General features: G+C 68.4%; 17 protein-coding genes. 6 read left to right on the top strand and 11 right to left on the bottom strand.

Going from position 1 to position 19,011, the window contains the following annotated elements; genetic code table 11:
• Nucleotides 1–4: 4 nt before the first annotated feature.
• From ACFY1H_RS16090 to ACFY1H_RS16070, 5 genes are read right to left on the bottom strand one after another with little or no spacing between them, the layout of a single operon-like run.
• Entirely contained in the window at nucleotides 5–1,309 is a 1,305-nt protein-coding gene (locus tag ACFY1H_RS16090) for an ABC transporter substrate-binding protein (RefSeq protein ID WP_386947137.1), read from the bottom strand.
• The gene (locus ACFY1H_RS16085) at nucleotides 1,306–2,376 is read right to left on the bottom strand and encodes a branched-chain amino acid ABC transporter permease (RefSeq protein ID WP_386947135.1); all 1,071 of its coding nucleotides are present in this window, start codon (nucleotides 2,374–2,376) and stop codon (nucleotides 1,306–1,308) included. The genes ACFY1H_RS16090 and ACFY1H_RS16085 overlap by 4 nt, the downstream gene beginning before the upstream one ends.
• The gene (locus ACFY1H_RS16080; protein WP_366583078.1) at nucleotides 2,373–3,251 is read right to left on the bottom strand and encodes a branched-chain amino acid ABC transporter permease; all 879 of its coding nucleotides are present in this window, start codon (nucleotides 3,249–3,251) and stop codon (nucleotides 2,373–2,375) included. The genes ACFY1H_RS16085 and ACFY1H_RS16080 overlap by 4 nt, the downstream gene beginning before the upstream one ends.
• On the bottom strand, nucleotides 3,251–3,958 hold the full coding sequence (locus ACFY1H_RS16075) for an ABC transporter ATP-binding protein (RefSeq protein ID WP_366583077.1): 708 nt from the start codon (nucleotides 3,956–3,958) through the stop codon (nucleotides 3,251–3,253). The genes ACFY1H_RS16080 and ACFY1H_RS16075 overlap by 1 nt, the downstream gene beginning before the upstream one ends.
• Nucleotides 3,951–4,754 (bottom strand): ABC transporter ATP-binding protein, encoded by an 804-nt coding sequence (locus tag ACFY1H_RS16070; protein ID WP_366583076.1) that lies wholly within the window; start codon nucleotides 4,752–4,754, stop codon nucleotides 3,951–3,953. The genes ACFY1H_RS16075 and ACFY1H_RS16070 overlap by 8 nt, the downstream gene beginning before the upstream one ends.
• A 244-nt stretch (nucleotides 4,755–4,998) precedes the next feature.
• Between ACFY1H_RS16070 and ACFY1H_RS16065 the strand changes: the two genes are divergently transcribed.
• Nucleotides 4,999–7,101, top strand: a complete 2,103-nt coding sequence (locus ACFY1H_RS16065) for a DUF6351 family protein (protein ID WP_386947132.1) — start codon at nucleotides 4,999–5,001, stop codon at nucleotides 7,099–7,101.
• Between the two features lie 117 nt (nucleotides 7,102–7,218).
• Here ACFY1H_RS16065 and ACFY1H_RS16060 read toward each other — a convergent pair whose 3' ends face one another.
• Together ACFY1H_RS16060 and ACFY1H_RS16055 are read right to left on the bottom strand one after the other, a co-directional pair.
• Nucleotides 7,219–7,581, bottom strand: coding sequence for a hypothetical protein (locus ACFY1H_RS16060; RefSeq protein WP_386947130.1), 363 nt, complete (start codon nucleotides 7,579–7,581; stop codon nucleotides 7,219–7,221).
• A 183-nt stretch (nucleotides 7,582–7,764) separates the two neighbouring features.
• Entirely contained in the window at nucleotides 7,765–9,204 is a 1,440-nt protein-coding gene (locus tag ACFY1H_RS16055) for an alpha/beta hydrolase domain-containing protein (protein ID WP_386947129.1), read from the bottom strand.
• A gap of 263 nt (nucleotides 9,205–9,467) precedes the next feature.
• Here ACFY1H_RS16055 and ACFY1H_RS16050 point away from each other — a divergent pair, with 263 nt between their 5' ends.
• Nucleotides 9,468–10,928 (top strand): alpha/beta hydrolase, encoded by a 1,461-nt coding sequence (locus ACFY1H_RS16050; RefSeq protein WP_386947128.1) that lies wholly within the window; start codon nucleotides 9,468–9,470, stop codon nucleotides 10,926–10,928.
• Nucleotides 10,929–10,979: 51 nt separating this feature from the next.
• Here ACFY1H_RS16050 and ACFY1H_RS16045 read toward each other — a convergent pair whose 3' ends face one another.
• From ACFY1H_RS16045 to ACFY1H_RS16035, 3 genes are all read right to left on the bottom strand, one after another.
• Nucleotides 10,980–11,387 (bottom strand): YbjN domain-containing protein, encoded by a 408-nt coding sequence (locus ACFY1H_RS16045; RefSeq protein ID WP_220243591.1) that lies wholly within the window; start codon nucleotides 11,385–11,387, stop codon nucleotides 10,980–10,982.
• Nucleotides 11,388–11,850: 463 nt separating this feature from the next.
• A complete protein-coding gene (locus tag ACFY1H_RS16040; RefSeq protein ID WP_386947126.1) occupies nucleotides 11,851–13,242 on the bottom strand; it encodes an aspartate aminotransferase family protein in 1,392 nt (463 codons plus the stop codon).
• A 179-nt stretch (nucleotides 13,243–13,421) separates the two neighbouring features.
• On the bottom strand, nucleotides 13,422–13,919 hold the full coding sequence (locus ACFY1H_RS16035) for an Lrp/AsnC family transcriptional regulator (protein WP_366583070.1): 498 nt from the start codon (nucleotides 13,917–13,919) through the stop codon (nucleotides 13,422–13,424).
• A 166-nt stretch (nucleotides 13,920–14,085) separates the two neighbouring features.
• Here ACFY1H_RS16035 and ACFY1H_RS16030 point away from each other — a divergent pair, with 166 nt between their 5' ends.
• Nucleotides 14,086–15,450: an APC family permease gene (locus tag ACFY1H_RS16030; RefSeq protein ID WP_366583069.1), complete on the top strand. Its 1,365-nt coding sequence runs from the start codon at nucleotides 14,086–14,088 to the stop codon at nucleotides 15,448–15,450.
• Between the two features lie 9 nt (nucleotides 15,451–15,459).
• Here the strand turns inward: ACFY1H_RS16030 and rho are convergent, their stop codons facing one another.
• A complete protein-coding gene (gene rho, locus ACFY1H_RS16025; protein ID WP_386947124.1) occupies nucleotides 15,460–16,527 on the bottom strand; it encodes a transcription termination factor Rho in 1,068 nt (355 codons plus the stop codon).
• 209 nt (nucleotides 16,528–16,736) lie between these two features.
• On the opposite strand from rho, the gene ACFY1H_RS16020 reads away from it, so the two are divergent.
• From ACFY1H_RS16020 to ACFY1H_RS16010, 3 genes are all read left to right on the top strand, one after another.
• The gene (locus ACFY1H_RS16020; protein ID WP_366583067.1) at nucleotides 16,737–17,024 is read left to right on the top strand and encodes a DUF6412 domain-containing protein; all 288 of its coding nucleotides are present in this window, start codon (nucleotides 16,737–16,739) and stop codon (nucleotides 17,022–17,024) included.
• A 79-nt stretch (nucleotides 17,025–17,103) separates the two neighbouring features.
• On the top strand, nucleotides 17,104–17,769 hold the full coding sequence (locus ACFY1H_RS16015; RefSeq protein ID WP_386947123.1) for a YidC/Oxa1 family membrane protein insertase: 666 nt from the start codon (nucleotides 17,104–17,106) through the stop codon (nucleotides 17,767–17,769).
• Nucleotides 17,770–17,953: 184 nt separating this feature from the next.
• On the top strand, nucleotides 17,954–18,844 hold the full coding sequence (locus tag ACFY1H_RS16010; RefSeq protein ID WP_386947122.1) for a helix-turn-helix domain-containing protein: 891 nt from the start codon (nucleotides 17,954–17,956) through the stop codon (nucleotides 18,842–18,844).
• Nucleotides 18,845–19,011: the final 167 nt, after the last annotated feature.

Below are 19,011 nucleotides of genomic sequence, written 5' to 3'. Positions count from 1 at the left end.
GGACTCACGCCGCGGGGATGCCGTTGGCCGGTGCCTGTGGTTGCGGTTGTGTGTAGGGGGTCACGGGACCGTCACCGTCGTCGGTCGTGAGCGGCGTTCCGGACGACACCTGCTTGCCGTCCTTGATGGTCGCGATCTGCCCACCGGTGTAGCCCGCGTGGGAATCCGCGCCGTAGCGGAACGGCACCAGACCCGGCCCGGTGAGCCCGCCCTTCTTCAGCGCGTCGATCACGCCCTGGCGCGTCGGGTTCTGCCCGGCGCGGGCGAGGGCCTGCGTGAAGGTGTAGGCGTAGGCCATGGCGTAGTACACGTTGCCGTCGAACGGCACATTCGGGATGTACTGGTCGTGGATCTTCTTGAACAGCGCGGTCCACGAGTTGCTCGTGTCGTCGAGTGCCGGCAGGTAAGCCGACGTGACCAGGCCTTCGATGAGGTCCTGCCCCTTCACCGACGAACCCGCCTTCTTGGCGAAGTTCTCCAGCAGCCCCGACACGGTGATCGGGTCGGCGCCCACACTGGACGCGACGAGCGTCGGCGAGTAGCCGAGCTTCAGCGAAGTCAGCTTGAACAACGCGGTGTAGGCCGGGATCGCCTCGAGCACCACGACGTCGGCCTTCGACGCCGCGATCGCCGACACCTGCGCGGCCACGTCGGTGTTGCCGGGCTGGTACGGCTGGCGCGAGACGACCAGGCTCTGGTCGATGTACTTGTCGAGGCCCTTCATGCCGTCGCGGCCGAAGTCGTCGTCCTGGTAGAAGTACGCGACCTTCTTGCCGGCCAGGTTCTTCTTCACGTAGTCGCCGAGGATCTTGCCCTCCACCGTGTAGTCCGGCTGCCAGCCGAAGGTGTAGGGGTTCTTCTCCGGCTGGTCCCAGCACGTGCAGCCGGACGCGACGAACAGGTCGGGCACGCGTGAGGAGTTGAGGAAGTCCACGACCTTCGTGTGCGTCGGCGTGCCGAGCGAGCCGACGATCGCGAACACCTTGTCCTGCAACACGAGCTGCTTGGTCAGCGTGACCGTCTGGGCCGGGTTGTAGGCGTCGTCGAGGTACTTGAGGGTGATCTTGCGGCCGTTGATGCCGCCGTTGGCGTTGACGTAGTCGAAGAACGCCTTCGCGGCCGGGCCCTGCTCACTGTAGCCCGGCGCGGCCGTGCCCGTGAGCGGAATCGTGGACCCGATGGTGACGGTGTCGGCGGTGATCCCGGGCGTCGCCTCGGCGGCGTCGTCACCCGAGGCGCAGGCCGTGGCGGTGAGGGCGACCACCGCGGCCAGGGCGACCGCGACGGATGCTGGTCGGCGTACGGTCATCTTCTCGTCTCCTGACGGGTCGGGAGTGGACGGACGAAACGAGCCTTGAGCAAGGCGCCGAGCTTGCGGACCCCCGACTGGATGCCGCCGGGGAACGCGATGATCACCACGATCAGCACCAGCCCGTAGAGCACGAGCGGGATGTTCGCGTAGATCGCGCGGGGCAGGTCGGCCTGCTGCGCCAGGTCGGCGGTCCAGTTGGGCAGCAGGGTCACGATCACCGCGCCGTACACCGCGCCGGCGAGGCTGCCGAGCCCGCCGAGCACGGCCGCGGTGAGCAGGGACAAGGAAAGGCTCAACGTGAACGCACCGGGCGCGGCCAAGCTGTTGACGACCGCGAACAGCCCGCCCGCCAGGCCCGCGAACGCCGCGCTGATGCCGAACGTGACGATCTGCGTGCGGGCCACGTGCACGCCCGAGAGCGCGGCGGCCTGCTCGTCCTCGCGCACCAGGCGCATGTCGCGGCCGATCCGGCTGCGCGTGAGGTTAGCCAGCAGGAACAACGTGACCGCCAGGCAGAGGCCGCAGATCCAGGCCTGCCAGCGTTCCAGCGGGAAACTTTCGCCGAGGGAAAGCGGTGGCGGGTCGGAGGTGACGATGAGGCCGTTGGCACCGCCGAGCAGGTCGCGCAGGCCGTGGTAGTCGGCCAGCGAGGGCAGGCCGACGGCCAGCGCGAGCGTCGCACCCGCCAGGTACGGGCCACGCAGCCGCGCCGCCGCCACGCCCACGAGCGAACCCAGCGCGCCGCCGACGACCACCGAACCGAGCAGCACGAGCACGAGCGGCCAGTCGAGGTGTTCCAGCAGCAACGCCGTGGTGTAGGCACCGACGGCCACGAACGCGCCGTGGCCCAGCGAGATCTGGCCGGACAGTCCGGAAAGGACGGTCAGGCCCGCCGTCGCGATGGCGGTGTAGCAGATCTGGGCGAACTGCAGGTTCGCGAACGAGTCGAGCGAGGTCGTCACGAAGTACAGCACGATCAGGCCCAGCAAAGAGAGCGTGAGGTGGCGGACGAGCGTGGACCGCTGCCAGAACCGGACCGGGGCCGCCGCGGCGAGCGCCGTCATACCCGCCTTCCCTTCGTCGAACCGAACAGCCCTTGCGGACGCAGCATCAGCACCCCGATGAGGACGACCAGCGAGGCCAGCGTGACGATGTCGGACCCGAGGTAGCCGGCCACGTAGCTGAGCACGATGCCGAGCGCGAGCCCGCCGACGACCGCGCCCGGCGGGCTGTCGAGGCCGCCGATCACCGCCGCGGTGAAGCCGAACACCAGCACCGCGTCGAACGCCGTGGGACTCACGAACGTGCTGGGCGCCACGAGCACCCCGGCGATCGCGCCGACCGCCGCCGCCAGAGCCCAGCCGACCGTGAGCATCCGCCCGACGCGCACGCCGAGCAGGCGCGCGACCTCCGGCGCGAACGCCGAGGCCCGCATCCGCAGGCCGAGGTTCGTCTTGCGGAACACCAGCGCCAGCACGACCATCACGACCAGGACCACGAGCACGATCCACAGGTCGTTGGGCGCGAACAGCAGCTGCCGGTCGCCCGCTTTGAACCCCGCGATGTCGAACGCCGGCGGGTACGAGCGCGGGGTGCCGCCGAAGAGCATCCCGGCCACGCCCTGCAGCAGCACGAGCAGGCCGAAGGTGACCACCACCGCGTCGAGTGGCGACCGCTTCTCCACCGGCCGCACGAGCACGCGTTCCACCACGGCGCCGAGCACGAGTCCACTGAGGACGGCCACGATCAGTGCCAGCCAGTACGAGCCGCCGTGGGAGACGATGGTGTAGGCGATGAACGTGGTGATCATCAGCATGCCGCCCTGCGCGAAGTTCACGATCCGCGTGGAGCGCCAGATCAGCACGAGCGCCAGCGCGACGGCCGAGTACACGGCCCCGCTGGTGAGCCCGGCGAGGGTCAGGTCGAGGAAGCGGCCCATCACACCTCCAGGTAGGCGCGGCGCACGCGGTCGTCGGCCGCGAGGGTGTCGGCGGTGTCGTCGGCGACCTTGCGGCCGAGGTGCAGGACGACGGCCCGGTCGGCGACCGACAGCGCGGTCGCCGCGTTCTGCTCCACCAGCAGCAGCGTGAGGCCGTTCTCCTCACGCAGCGTTCGCAGCACGGCCACGATCCGGGCCGAAACCCGTGGGGCGAGGCCGAGTGAGGGCTCGTCGAGCAGGAGCAGCTCGGGGCGGCTCATCAACGCGCGGCCGATGGCGAGCATCTGGCGTTCGCCGCCGGAAAGCGCTTCCGCACGCTGGTGGCGGCGTTCGGCCAACGGGGGGAACAGGTCGTACATCTCGCCGGTGCCCGCTTTGAGCCACTGGCGCTCGCGCCGCCACAGGCCGCCGAGGCGCAGGTTCTCCTCCACCGTCAGCTCGGCGATCACGCCGCGGCCCTCGGGCACGTGGGCGACGCCGAGGCGGACGAGGTCTTCCGGGGCCAGGCGGGTGATGTCGTGACCGTCGAGCTGCACGGCGCCCTCACGGGGGCGGTGCAGACCACTGAGCGCGCGCAGCAGGGTCGTCTTGCCGGCGCCGTTGGAGCCGAGCACCGCGGTGATGGATCCCTGCTCCACCACCAGGTCGACGTGGTCGAGCGCCCGCACCGGCCCGTAGTCCACGACGAGGCCGCTGACGTCAAGCATGCGCACCGCCTTGTCCCGCTGTCACCGGGTCGCCGAGATAGGCGCGCTGCACCTGCGGGTCGGCCCGCACCTGCGCCGGCGTGCCGCGGGCGATGACCTCGCCGAAGTCGAGCACCACGAGCCGGTCGCACAGGTTCATCACGAAGTCCATGTGGTGCTCCACGAGCATCACGGTCGTCGCCGGCGCGAGGCCGCGGACGATGTCGGCCAGCTCCCCGACCTCCGACGCCGACAGGCCGGCCGCCGGTTCGTCGAGCAGCAGCAACCGGGGCTCGCTCACCAGGGCGCGCGCGAGGGCGACGCGTTTGCGCACGCCGTAGGGCAACCCGGCGCAGATCCGCTTCGCGTCACCGTCGATTCCGAGCTCGCACAGCACCTCCATGGCGCGGGCGGCGAGGGCGCGTTCGTCGCGGTCGGCCCAGGGTGACGCGAGCAGCGCGCCGCCGAGACTCGTGCGCGAGCGGTGCGTGGCGCCCGCGACCACGTTGTCCAGCACGGTCAATCCGGCGAACAGACCGAGTCCTTGCAACGTGCGGGCGATGCCGTGGCGCGTGAGCCGCTCGGGCCGCGGGCGGTCGAGGGCTTCGCCGGCGAAGGTGATCGTGCCGGAGTCGGGCCGGACGAACCCGCAGATGGTGTTGAACAGCGTGGTCTTGCCCGCACCGTTCGGGCCGATGACGCCGAGTACGCACCCGGCGTGGACCTCCAGCGAAACCTGCCTGAGCACCTCGAGCCCGCCGAAGGAGACACAGAGTCCCTCCGCGCGCAGGAGTACAGGATCCTCGACCACGCTCACCCCACCGCCTCGTTGCAGTGACACCGGCAAAGCAGAATCCGATTCGGACGCGACGAACAGTACAGACATCTCCGTGGCTTGCCCAGACCTGTTATCGGGCCGAGCTCGCGGTTACCGAAGCTTGATCCAGCTCGCCGTGATCAACTAGGGCGGCCGAATGTTGTTCTGGCTAAGTAACGCGTGCTATACCCGGCACTTGCGTGGCACCGCACCCGAGCGGTGCCGTGAGCAACGAGGTGCGAAGTTGAGAAACCGTACTTGGCGCTCGACCGCGGTAGTGGCCGCTCTGGCCGTGCCGATCCTCCTCACGACAGCGGCGACCTCGGCCGTCGCGCAACCGGGCGGGCATTCCCGCTTGGCCATCACGACCGTCTCCAACCCGCGGCCCGATCTGGTCAGCGGAGGCCAGGTCCTGGTCAGAGTCACGCCGCCGGACACGCGCTCCACGGTGCGGGTGTCGGCCGGCGGCCACGACGTCACGCGCTCGTTCCACGCGTCGCGGGACGGCAGCCTGCTCGGTCTCGTCACCGGACTGCGCAACGGGCCGACGGACCTGGTCGCCACGGCCGGGCACGATCGCGCGAGCGTTCGCGTGGTGAACCACTCGATCACCGGCCCGGTGTTCTCCGGGACGCAGCAGAAGCCGTTCTACTGTGAGACCACGGCGTTCGGCCTGCCGCCGGCGACCATGCCGCTGTGCAGCGCGCCGACGCAGGTTACCTACCAGTACAAGAACACCGCCGGGAAGTTCGTGGCCCTGGCCGACCCGGCCAGCCGCCCGGCCGACCTCGCCACGGCGGCCGGTGGCGTGCCGTACATCGTGCGGGTGGAGCGCGGCACGATCGACCGCGCGGTGTACGAGATCGCGGCACTGGCCTCCGGGCCGGCCACACCGTCGCCGTTCACCGCCACTCCGGGCTGGAACGGCAAACTGGTCTATACCTTCGGCGGCGGCTGCAACTCCGGCTACCACCAGGGCAACGGCACCGGTGGCGTGGTCAACGACCTGTTCCTCTCGCAGGGCTACGCGGTGGCGTCGTCGAGCCTGAACGTGCTCGACAACAACTGCAGCCCGATCATCTCGGCCGAGGCCGCGATGATGGTGAAGGAACACTTCGTCGAGACCTACGGCCCGGTGCAGCACACCATCGGCTGGGGCGGCTCCGGCGGCGCGATCCAGCAGTACGACATCGCCGAGAACTACCCCGGCATCGTCGACGGCATCATCCCCGGCGTGTCCTTTCCGGACCCCATCACCACAGCCGGCCCGGTGGCCGACTGCCGGTTGCTGAACCGGTACTTCACCACCGCCGGCTTTACTGATGCCCAGAAGCTCGCCGTGGCGGGCTGGAACTCGTACTCTTCGTGCCTTTCGTGGGACGCCACCTTCGCCAGCCGCGCGACCGCCACGGACAGCTGCAACTCGGCCATCCCCGTTTCGGTGCGCTGGGACCCGGTGACGAACCCGCACGGCGTGATCTGCAATTCCAACGAGCAGTTCGCGAACCAGCTGGGCCGGGATCCGCGGACCGGGTTCGTGCGGAACACGCTGGACAACGTCGGTGTCCAGTACGGCTTGGACGCACTGAAGGCCGGCACGATTTCGGCCGCACAGTTCGTGTCCTTGAACGCCTCGATCGGCGGGCTGGACTACACGGGCAAGCCGGTGGCCGCCCGGTCCTCGGCCGACCCCAAGGCCCTGGACGCGCTGTACCGCGACGACATCTTCAACTCCGCGTCGCAGGGTTTGGCGTCGACACCGATCATCGACCAGCGCACGGACCTCGACCTGGCCGGTGCGGGTAACGACATCCACACTTCGGAGTGGTCGTTCGTCATGCGCCAGCGGTTGCTCTCGGCCAACGGCACCGCGGCCAACCAGGTGATCATCGCCAACCACCCGACGGCCGGCGAACAGGCAGCGGCGAGTGCTTACGAACTGGACGCCATGGACCGGTGGCTGACGGCGATTTCCGCTGACCACTCAGGCCGTAGTGCTGCTGCTCGCGTCATCGCTAACCGGCCTCGGGACCTCTCGGACGGCTGCTACCTCTCGGCAACCCAGCGGGTCCAGGAGAAGCTGACCGATCCGTCGTCCGGCCAGTGCGGTGCGCTTTATCCGGTCGCGGAGAACACCCGGATGGCGGCTGGTGAAGGGTTGGCCATGGACGTGCTGAAGTGCCAGACCCGCCCGCTGGACTTCGGCTCTTACCCGGTCAAGTTCACGTCCGCCGAGAAGGCCACCCTGCGGGCCACCTTCCCAACGGGGGTTTGTGACTACCGCCGGGACGGCGTCGGGGAGCGTCAGCCCGCCGGTGTGTGGCGAAACTACGGCAGCCGCGCGTAGCTAGATAACCGCGACTGCGGCCGGCAGCTTCCTCACCGGGAGCGGCACACTCCGACCAGGGAGCTGCCGGCCATCTCTTGGGCCGCCAATCAAAGTTGCACACTTTCCAAGAACTTGCTAATCAAGCATTTTCATCGCACTTGCCAGCCCAAGAGAAACCTCCAAAGAATTCTCTTTGAAGAATCCGATTTTTATGTAAAAATCCTCTTCGCAAGAGAACAGAGTTGGAACGACTACCAGCGCAGCCAGTAGCGTGTGCAGCTCGTCGATCGAGAATCTACTAGCCTCCGAACTTGCTACCTTTCCACGCAGCAAGGATATCTGACTCCCGGTACAGCCAATCCAAACGCGCAAAACCAGATCAGACTCAGGGCGATTGTCCATAAAAACGAGGAGCGATTCGATCAAATCAACCTGCGGCACCGTCAGCCGCAAAACATACAATTCACCGTCTCGAGCCAATGAAATTTTAGTTCTCATCGCGCAACAGCCTACTTGAATTCCGACCGGGCCCGCACTCGAGCGGCGCGAGTGCGGGCCCGGCCATGCCACAAGGGCCGCGGGTCAGAACAGCTTGCGCTTCGCTGCCTGGTTGATCAGGGTGCGGCCGTCCTCCGGGAGGAGGAAGTGCTGGGTTTCCAGGCGTTGCACGACGTCAGCGACCTACTGCCGGTAGTCGGCGGTGCTGTAGTACAGCGAATGAAGCTGCGCGGCGTCGAAATCGCGGTGTGTGCCGTAGAGAACGCAGAACGAGGAAAGCGGATTGTCGAGGTTGGCGGGTGAGTTGATGCCGTCGTTGAGGCCGGTCGGAACTTCCACGTCGGGCAGGCGGATGCCGCCCTGGGCGAGGCCGAGGGGGTCGCGGGCCAGAACCGCGGGTGGGCCCGGGTCGATCAAGGCCAAGGGCGCCGCGCGGCGAGGAGCGATGCCGCGGCTGACCCACTTGTCGAGGGCGTCGTAGGCGGCGTGGAAGACCGTCCAGGACTCGACCTGGCTCGGGCCGGGGTTGGCGCAGGCGAAGGGGGCCTGCTCGCCGAACTCGCGGGACTGGATGGCGCCGAGCGTGGTGCGGAAGTCGTTCGGGTCGGTGCCGGTCGAGTAGGCGGGCACGTGGGAGGCGCCGGCGATTTCCCACGTGCGCAGGGAATCGCTGTCGGGCGCGGTTTTGCTCGGGACACCGGCGCCGCGGTAGACATCGTTTTCGGTGTAGACGCGGATGGCCTTGGTGCCGACGCCCTCGCGCGGGGGCAGGGAGCTGTCGGAGAGGGCGAACAGGAAACCGTCGTAGACGTGGCGCAGCGGCTGCACGGTGTTGTAGTACACGCCGAGGTAGCGGCCGGACTGCGAGGCGCCGCCGGCGTACACGCGGTCGATGCCGAGGTCGGCCAGCGGGTTCTTCTTGCCGCGGCCCTTGAGCAGCTGCGCGATCTGCGTGTAGATGTCGAACGACTGCGAGTCGTCGAGCACGGCGCCGCCGTTGGTGACGTCGAGGGAGCCGTAGCGCTGTGGGCTCCACTGCGTGAGGCCGAGACCGGCGGTGCCGCCCGTGGTGGCGCCGTTGACGCCGACGTGCTGCACCGAGGCGCCCACCCACGTCCAGCCGTTGCGGACGTAGTAGTCGGCGCTCGTGCCCCACTCGGTGTCGATGTCGTGCCCGGCGGTCACGTTCTGCCAGTCGACCACGGCGACGCCGGCCGACTTCGCGGGCTTCACCGGGCGTCGCACCACGATGCGGGTCGTGTACGGCGTGGTGCCCAGCGGCGTGGCGGCCTGCTTCTGCTCGTCGACGGTCGGGTTCGGGTTGTACCGCGTGGCAGTGCCCGAGATGAAGAACTCCTCTTCCTCGTAACCGGCCTTCTTCAGGTCGTACGGGGTCGAGTAGAAGACGTAGTCGTGCGCAGGGTCCCCAGGTTTGCCCTTCGACGGGATGGGACCGGTGATCTTCGCCGGGCCGTTGCCCGGGGCCGACGTCGGGGGCGCCTTCGCGACGGGAGCGGAGGGAGCCGCAGGAGCGGCCAGCGCCGGCGTCGCGGCGAGCAGGAGGGTGAGCGGTGCCAGGAGGATGGTGGTTCGCAGTCTTCGTTGAGTGCGGTTTCCGGACATGTACGTCCCTTCACGAGGGTGACAGCCTCTTTCCGGCGCCGCCAGTGAACGCCCGCTTAGTGAGCCATGTCAAGAATCTCATTCGGTTTTGACCGGTGGCGACCACCGGATTAGCCCGGACGTACGACAGCAGCCACCGAACTCCATTCTGTTTCCAGGAAGTCCACATCAGACGGCGCCCCGCTCTCGCCAGGCCGGGAACGCGTTCTTCTGGCAAGATCCACGCCCGAACGGTTGATCTTCACCACCGGAAGGCGTGACGCATGGCCCTGGGCAGGAAGCTGACCGTCGTCACCGCGACGGCCACCACACTCGCGGCCCTGCTCGCCGCCCCGGCCGGCGCCGCGCGCGAGACCGTCGACTGGAAACCGTGCCCCACCGCCGCCGGCGTCGACTGCGGCACCGTCACCGTCCCGATCGACTGGGCCCATCCGGGTGACGGCACGATCCAGCTCACCCTCGCCCGGCGCAAAGCCACGGACCCCGCGCACCGCATCGGCTCCATCCTCATGGACCCCGGCGGCCCCGGCGGCGCGGGCGCGGGCGAGGTGCAGGACGGCTGGACCCTGTCGCCCGCCATCACCGCCCGCTTCGACACCGTGGGCTTCGACCCGCGCGGCGTCGGGCAGAGCAGCCCCGTGCGCTGCGGCCTCACCGAGGTCACGGCCCCGAACCCGCAACTACCGAAGAACGTCGCCGAATTCCGCCAGCTCACCGCCCGCAACCAAGCCCTCGGCACGAGCTGCGCGAAGACCACCGGACCGCTCGCCTCACACGTCGACACCACGAGCGTCGCCCACGACATCGACGCCATCCGCGCCGCGCTCGGCGAAAGCAAGCTGACGTACTACGGCACCTCCTACGGCACGCTCATGGGCCAGGAGTACGCCGAGGCCTACCCCGACCGCGTCCGCGCGCTGGTGCTCGACGGGACGATGGACCACTCCGTGCGCAGCACCTGGGAGTTCCTGAGCTCACAGACTCGCGCGACGCAGGAGATGTTCGGCCAGTTCGCGCACTGGTGCGCCACCACCGCGTCCTGCGCCCTGCACGGCCAGGACGTGCGCTCGGTCATGGCCCAGCTCTACTCCCGCGCCGAACACGGCACCCTCGGCACCCCCGACGACCCCCTCGACCCGGTCGCGCTGATGGGCATGATCACCCACGCCTTCTACGGCCCCGACTGGTCCGGCCTCGCCACCAGCATGGTGAACCTGCGCGACGGCAAACCCGCCGAGTCCGCGTTCGGCGACATCACCGTGCCCACCGCGTTCAGCAGCATCTTCTGCTCCGACTGGCGCCTGCCCGTCAGCGGCTACGGCGAACTCGAGACCTTCCGCCGCTCGCTGGGCGCCATCGCCCCCGACATCCGGTTCTCCCCCCTGGCCTGGACTTCCGCCAACGGCTGCCTCGGCTGGCCCGGCACCGTCCGCGACCCGCAGCGCGCACCCGGCTTCCTGGGCAACCTGCCCGTGCTGCTCCTGAACAGCCGCTACGACCCCGCCACGCCCTACTCCTGGGCCCAGCACGTCTCCCGCCAGACCGGCGCGCCCCTCCTGACCTACGACGGCTGGGGCCACGGCGCCTACTTCAAGAACAGCGACTGCATCGTGTCCACCACAGACAAGTTCCTCATCGACGGCACCCTCCCGCCCAAGGGAACCCACTGCGCCGCCGTGACTCCCGGCACCTCGAAGTCCCGAATGGACGGACCCACCTACTGACCGACGAAGGGCCTCCCAGGTTTCGCCGGGAGGCCCTTCTCGCGTCACAGGTCAGTAATCGTCCCGCCCGGTGAACTGCTGCTCCAGCAACTCCGCCGACCCGGCCACCAGCTCCAGCGGGTCGGTGAACTCGTTGATGTCGAGGTTCACCAACGGCAACGAATGCCGCAGCACCACGTGCTCCCCCATCACCACGATCCCCCCGACCACGAGCGTGTGCCCCACCTCGGTCAGCACGTCGAGCAGATCCACCTCGTCCACCCGCGCGAACGGCGTCGCGATCTGCACCCAGTCTTCCTTCTTGTCGAAGACCTCATGCGCGACCACCACCACCTGCGCCCGCCCGGTCGTCTCCGCATCCTCCCCGAACGCCATGCGAATCCGCACCTCGTCGGGCTCCTCCCGGATCACCCGGTACTCCTGCCTCATGAACGCGACCAGATCGGCCCATCCCGCCACGCGGCTTCCTCCGTTTCGTGAGTGAACACGGGGAAGCGTAGTGAAGGTCCGGCCACCAGGCTGGGCGTTGTCGCTAATGTCCGTTTCCGCGGTATGGCGCAGCCCGATCGGCCTACACTATCGGCGGATTCACCCCACCACGCACAGCCTCTCACCAGCTCGCCCTCGAACCGCCGCAACACACCACCCCCCAACCCCTCACCACACGCAACACACCACCACCCACCCAACAGCCAGCCGGCAACCCAACCCAAGATCTCCCCAACCCCTCCCCGACCTTCCCCCGGCCGGCCCCCGATAAAAGGTGACGACACGGTTCGGACTGCTTGTCAAGGTACTCTTTCCAGCCTTGACAAGCAGTCCGAACCGTTGTGACAATCGAAATTCGGGAGCACATAGTGTTTTTGTCTTTTTGCCCGAAGGGCACCCGCCTGAAAGGCGCAATGCGCCCAGATGGCAGGGCTTAAAGAAGCTTCCACGCTCCCGTGAGCGTATCGCGGAGGATCTGTTCCATCTCGTCGAATTCCTTCTGTCCGCAAATGAGCGGCGGAGAAAGCTGGATCACCGGCTCGGCGCGGTCGTCCGCCCGGCAGTACAGGCCGGCTTCGAAGAGGGCGTCCGAGAGGTACCCACGGAGGACTCGTTCGGATTCCTCCGAGGTGAAGGTTTCCTTCGTGGCCTTGTCCTTCACCAGTTCGATCCCGTAGAAGAACCCGGCACCTCGGACGTCGCCGACAATGGGGAGATCCAGCAGCCGATCAAGGGTGGAGCGGAAAGCCGATTCCTGAGCGAGGACGTGGCCGTAAATGCCCTCACGTTCGATCAAGTCCAGGTTGGCCAACGCAACGGCACAAGAAACCGGATGTCCACCATAAGTAGACCCGTGCATGAACGTGGTCGACCCGTGCTCAAACGGCTCCATCAGCCGATCACTCGCCAGTACCGCCCCCAGCGGAGCATAACCGGACGTAAGCCCCTTGGCCGTCGTGATGATGTCCGGCTGATACCCGTACCGCTTGGCCGCGAAATCATACCCAACCCGGCCGAACGCGCAAATCACCTCATCCGAAACCAGCAACACATCATGCCGGTCGCAGATCTCCCGCACCCGTTCGAAATACCCGGGCGGCGGAACAAAACACCCACCAGTGTTCTGCACCGGCTCCAGAAACACCGCGGCAACCGTGTCCGCGCCCTCGAACTCGATCGCCTGCTCGATCTGATCAGCGGCCCACCGGCCATAAGCCTCGTAGTCATCGGCATGCTCAGGCGCACGGTAGAAGTTCGTGTTCGGCACTCGCAACGAACTCGGCACGAGCGGCTCGAAATCCGCCTTCGCGCCAGGAATCCCGGTGATGGACAGCGCCCCCTGGGAAGTCCCGTGGTAAGCGAGCGCGCGGCTGATCACCTTGTGCTTGGTCGGCTTGCCGACGATCTTGAAGTACTGCTTGGCCAGCTTCCAAGCCGTCTCCACCGACTCGCCGCCACTGACCGTGAAGAAGACCCGGTTCAAATCCCCGGGAGCAGCAGCCGTGAGACGCTCGGCCAACTCGATGGCCGGCGGGTGGGCGTGCCCCCACAACGGGAAATACGCCAGCTGCTTCGTCTGCCGAGCCGCCGCCTCCGCGAGCTCGTCACGACCGTGACCGACCTGCACGGCGAACAGACCGGCAAGTCCGTCGAGGTAACGCTTCCCCCGCGAGTCCCAGATGTACACACCTTCCCCGCGCACGATCACGGGGACCTCGGAGGCTTCGAAGCCCGAGTGGCGTGTGAAGTGCAGCCAGAGGTTGTCGCGCGCGGACTCGGCCAGGCCGGTCGCGGCAGTGGCGTTGGGGTCGGCAGTGGTGGTCATGGCTCCTCGCAAGCGGGCCTCGAAGTGCCGGGCACGCATGGCGGCGCGAACCGGCCGGACCTCTTCGTTATCGCACGAGCCGATCATCCGACGCAAGCGGATCAGTCGCCGTATGGAGTAACCTCAACTAATTCTAGGCCATCCAGAACGTCACACCTTCGGATTTAGTCGTCCGAGGATCAGCGGGTGCCCCACTGGTACGACTGCTTGCGCAGCTTCAGGTACACGAGCGTCTCCGCGGTGCGGACGCCCGGGAGCGTGCGGATGCGGTTGGAGATCAAGTCCAGCAGGGCCTCGTCGTCGGCGCAGACGGCTTCGCACAGCACGTCGAAGCGGCCGGCGCAGAGGACGACGTAGTCGATTTCCGTCATCTCCGCGAGGGCGTCCGCCACGGGTTCGAGGGGGCCGTCGACGGTGATCGCCACCATGGCCTGGCGCAAAAGCCCTACCTGCAAGGGATCCGAGACCGCGACGATCTGGATCACCCCGGAGTCGGACAGGCGCTGCACGCGCTGGCGCACCGCGGCCTCGGAGAGCCCGACGGCCTTGCCGATGGTCGCGTAGGCGCGGCGGCCGTCCTCCTGGAGCTGGGCGATGATCTTCTTCGAGATGTCGTCGATCACCGGCGGCGCGGGCCGGGGGTGGTTCGGTTCCTGGCTGGTCACCCCCGGGATCATCCCCGACCCGCCCGAGGCCCGGCAAGCCAGCGCGCAGGCCACTGAACGCGACTGTCCACAGTGCGACAGGCGACGGATTTAGTCGTCTTGGTGCCGTTGACAACACCGAATCAGTGCTGTTCCATCCGTCGAAACATCGCGCCGCCGACGGAGGGACATCGCCTCAATGCCCCCTAATCCGGCTCTCGCCGAGACCACCACGACAGGCACCGCAGCGCCCCGCACGCTGACGCGTTCCATCGGCGTCACGGGCGGAACGCTGCTGACGCTGAGCTGCGTGACGCCCGCGTCGTCGTTGTTCGTGCTCGTGCCGCCGCTGTTCGCCGACCTCGGAACCGGCACGGCGCCGGCCATCGCGCTGGCCGTGCTGCTGTGCGTGGGCATCGCGTTCTGCTACTCGGAGCTCGGCACGCTCGTGCCCAGCGCGGGCGGCGAGTACGCCATGGTCACCACGGTGCTCAACCGCTTCGCCGGCTGGATCACGTTCGTGCTGTCGTTCATCGTGATCCTGGTCGTGCCGCCGATCATCGCGATCGGCGTGGCCGACTACCTCGCCCCGATCGTGCACCTCGACCCGTCGCTGGCAGGCGCCGCGGTGATGCTGGCGTCGACCGTGATGGGGCTGGCGAACCTGCGTTCCAACGCGTGGATCACCGGCGTCTTCCTGGCCATCGAGCTCATCGCCGTGGTGGTCGTGTCGGTGCTCGGGTTCGCGCACGCCGACCGCTCGCCTGCGGTGCTGCTGCGCCCGAGCCTCAACGGCGTGAGCGGCGTCGGGCTCGTCACGGTGATCGCCGGGCTCGCCGTGGCTCTCTTTGTGGTGCAAGGGTTTTCGACGGCCGTGTACCTGGCAGAGGAAATGCGTGAGCCACATCGGACAGTCTCGCGCACGGTCCTGTGGACACTCGGCATCAGCGCGCTCGTCATCCTGGTGCCGGTCGTCGCCATCACGCTCGCCGACACCGGCTCCCTGGGCGAGGTCGACCTCACCGCCCTGGTCGTGAGCTGGAGTGGCTCGACGCTCGGCACGATCATCAGCCTCTGCATCGCCGCCGCGATCGTCAACGCGGTGATCGTGATGGTCATCCAGAACTCACGCGTGCTCTACGCGTCGGGCCGCGACCGCGCCTGGCCTGACCCGGTGAACCGCGCCCTGAGCGTGGTCGGCTCCCGCTTCGGCTCGCCGTGGGCCGCGACGCTCGTGGTGGGCCTGTCGGAGGCCGTGCTGTGTTTCGTGCCGGTCGAGACGCTGAGCGGCGTCACGGGTGTCGCGGTGGTCGCGCTCTACCTGGCCATCGCGATCACCGTGCTCGCCGCCCGCCGCGCCGCCCACCGCGGCCCGCACGTCTGGCGGATGCCGGGCTGGCCCGTGATCCCGGCGGTCGTGGTGCTGGCGCTGGGGTACGTGCTCGTCGAGCAGACCGCACTGGACCTGGGCATCACGGCCGCGGTGCTCGTGGTTTCGGGCGCGTACTGGCTGTTCTACCTGCGCCGGCGGTCGGACCGGTGGCTGGTGACGGTTCCGGGGTGAGGCCCCCGCTCACGCGGCGAGCGCGGCCGGCGTGCCGAGCGATGCCGCGACGCGGGCGATGAACTCGGCGTTGGACTTCGTGGTGCGGACCTGGTCCAGGAACTGCTCGGTGGCGCGCTTGGGGTCCTGGCCGGACAGGGCGCGGCGGACCTCGTTCATGACCTGGAGTTCAGCCGCCGGGACGAGCAGCTCGTCGCGGCGGGTGCCGGAGCCGAAGAGCTCCACGGCGGGGAACACGCGGTTGTCGGCCAGCAGGCGGTCCAGGCGCAGCTCGGAGTTGCCGGTGCTCTTGAGCTCCTCGAAGAACACGGTGTCGGCGAGCGAGCCGGTGCCGACCAGCGCCGTGGCGATGATCGTGAGCGAACCGCCGCCTTCGATGTTGCGCGCGGCGCCGAGGATCTTCTTCATCGGGTGCAGCGCGCCGGCGTCGACACCGCCCGAGAGGACGCGGCCCGACGGGCGGGCGGCGAGGTTGTAGGCGCGACCGAGGCGGGTGAGCGAATCGAGCAGCAGCACGACGTCGCGGCCGCTTTCCACGAGCCGCTTGGCGCGCTCGACGGCCAGCTCGGCCACGGCCACGTGCTCGGACGGCTTGCGGTCGAACGTCGAAGAGACGACCTCACCGCGCACCGACCGCTGCATGTCCGTGACCTCCTCGGGCCGCTCGTCGGCGAGCAGCACCATGAGGTGCACGTCGGGGTGGTTCACCGCCACCGCTTGCGCGATCGCCTGCAGCACCGACGTTTTCCCGGTCCGGGGCTGCGCCACGATCAGTGCGCGCTGCCCCTTCCCGACGGGCGCGACGAGGTCGAGCACGCGAGTCGTGAGCTGGTGGCGGGTGGTTTCGAGGACGAGCCGCTGGTCGGGGTGCACCGGCGTGAGCCGTTCGAACTCCGGGCGGTTGGGCGCCGGAGGGGCCCCGTTGACCGAGACGACCTGCTCGCCGTCGACGACGATCTCGTCGCCGCGCCGCAGGTTGTGCTTGCGGATCAGTCCAAAGGGGACGGACGGACCGCCCGGCGTGTAGCCGAGGGTGGCGGTCTTGCCGTGGATGTCGAGAATTCCTTGGTATGACATGGTTTTGACTCCTTGAAGGATGAAAAGCGATTCTTGGTGAGATCGCGAAACGAGCGAACGCCACATCGAGGCGACGCAGCTTTCGTGAAAGTTGAGAACTCCCCCGGGCGGCCGGGCCGGCATCCATGGGGATCGAGGCGAGCATAGCGCAACGGCGGCGAGGACCACAACCGGCTACAATCGCGGCGACGGAGAAAGGGGGCGTCACCTTGCACACGCTGCTGCACCTGGCGTTCCCTGCCGTGCACATCTTCGGCCAAGCCGGCCCGGCGGCAATCCTCGCGTTCGCCTCCGTGGTGGCCGCGAGCCTGCTCGTGGTCCTGGTCGTCGGCAACGCCAACCGCGGTGAGCTGGCCGCGTGGACCGTCCCGGTCCGCGCTCGCCGCACCGCCCTGAACCAGCGCGCCCGTCGCGCCGCTTTCCTGCGGCTACGCGATCCCGGCGCCCCGGGCCGAAGCCGGCCCCGCGCACCCGGGTGGCACTCCCCGGCTGCGTAGCCCTTTCCAGTCAGTCCGATCAGGACGGTCCGCAGCCGGTTCCGCTTGCCCTGAAACGACTTTCCCCTGGAGTGCTGTCATGCCCGAAATCTTCGACGTGCCTGTCGCCGGCGCGTACCACCTCGTCGACTGGCTCGCCTCGGCGACCGAACCGCTCACCGGCTCGTTCGCGGCCGCCGCGGCGATCGTGCTGTTCACCGTCGCCGTACGGCTGCTGCTCGTGCCGTTCGCCCGGGCCGCGGCGCACGGTCAGCGGGCCCGCACCGCGTTGGCCCCCGAAATTCGCAAGCTGCAGGAGAAGCACGGCAAGAACCGCGAAAAGCTCGCAGCGGAGATGGCGAAACTGCAGCAGGAGTCGGGCACCTCGATGTTCGTGGGATGCCTGCCGATGCTCGCGCAGCTGCCGTTCTTCTGGGTGATGTACCACCTCTTCAGCACGGCCGTGATCTCCGGCGCACCCAACGCCCTGCTCGGCAGCACGCTGTTCGGCATCACCCTCGGCGCCCACGGCCTCGCGGCGGCACCGGTCGTGTTCGTGGTGGCCGGCCTGCTCGCCGTGGTGGCGTGGTTCTCCGTCCGCCGGCAGGACCGCCGGCGCGACCTCACGGCCCCCGGCGCTCGAATCCTGCGCCTCCTGCCTTATGGAACAGTCGCGGTCACCGCTTTTGTTCCCTTGGCCGCCTCGCTGTACCTGCTGACGACCACGACGTGGACGGTCGTGGAGCGGGCGATCCTCACCCGGTGAGACCCGAGTCACCCATCGAGAACCGAGCTAGCCCGACCGGTCGATCGGCACTCGACTGGCGCATGCGCGCGGCGGGTTTGCTGATGATGTGGGCTGGGCGCATGCCGCGTTTGAGGGGGTGCGCAGCCGTCGGGGGTACCGGCAGTACCTCCCTTCGCCTGCGGACACGGCCTACGGTGAAGGGGTGGCCACGATCGATCTGCGCACCGAGATCAAGGAGTTTCTGAGCTCGCGTCGCGCGCGGATCGCGCCCGAGCGGGCCGGACTGCCCGCCTACGGCGGCAATCGCCGAGTCAAAGGGCTGCGTCGCGAAGAGGTCGCTCTGCTGGCAGGGGTATCGGTCGACTACTACGTGCGCATGGAGCGCGGCGGCCTCGCCGGCGCCTCCGACGGGGTGCTCGACGCGTTGGCCGCGGCCCTGCAACTCGACGAGGCCGAGCGCGATCACCTGTTCCACCTTGCGCGGCAGTCCAGGGCGCCCGGCGGTCCACGCCGCCGGCGACCCGCCGTGGCGGTGCGTCCGGCGCTTCAGCAGGTGCTCGCGGCCATCACCGATGCGCCGGCGTGGATTTGCAACGGCCGTTATGACGTGCTGGCCATGAATCGACTGGCCCGCGCGCTGTATTCGCCGGTGCTGGCCGACGCCCGACGACCGGCGAACACCGCGCGGTTTCTGTATCTGGATCCCGAGGCGGCGAAAACGTTCTTCGTCGACTACGACCGAATCGCCTGCGATGTGGCCGCGAAGCTGCGCATGGAAGCCGGCCGCAATCCGCGCGACGAGGAACTGATCGCCCTCGTCGGTGAGTTGTCGACACGCAGTGAACTGTTTCGGCAGCGGTGGGCATCTCAGGACGTTCGGCTCCACCGGTCCGGACGCAAGCGTGTGCACCATCCGGTGGTGGGCCGGCTCGAGCTGGACGTCGAGTCGATGGAGCTGCCGGCCGAACCCGGCCTGCTCCTGAACGTCTACACCGCGCCCGCCGGCACGGCGACCGCGGACGGTCTGGCCGTCTTGGCGTCGTGGGCAGCCGGCCAGGAGCAACTGGCGACCGAGACTCAAGCACTCAGCTGATACGGGCCGCCGCTCACGCCTGCCGGCCCTGGCCGCGATGCTCACCACACTGATCCTGCGTGTCACCGACGCTGTCGACCACGTCGGGGCGTGGCCCCGCTTCGGGCGCCGACGACAACACCAAGCCCGCCTCAGCCACGCCAAACGACGTGGCTACCCACTCACCT

The sequence above is a fragment of the Amycolatopsis sp. NPDC001319 genome (genome assembly GCF_042896185.1).
Lineage (GTDB): Bacteria > Actinomycetota > Actinomycetes > Mycobacteriales > Pseudonocardiaceae > Amycolatopsis.
This window is presented reverse-complemented; position numbering and strand designations above follow the sequence as displayed.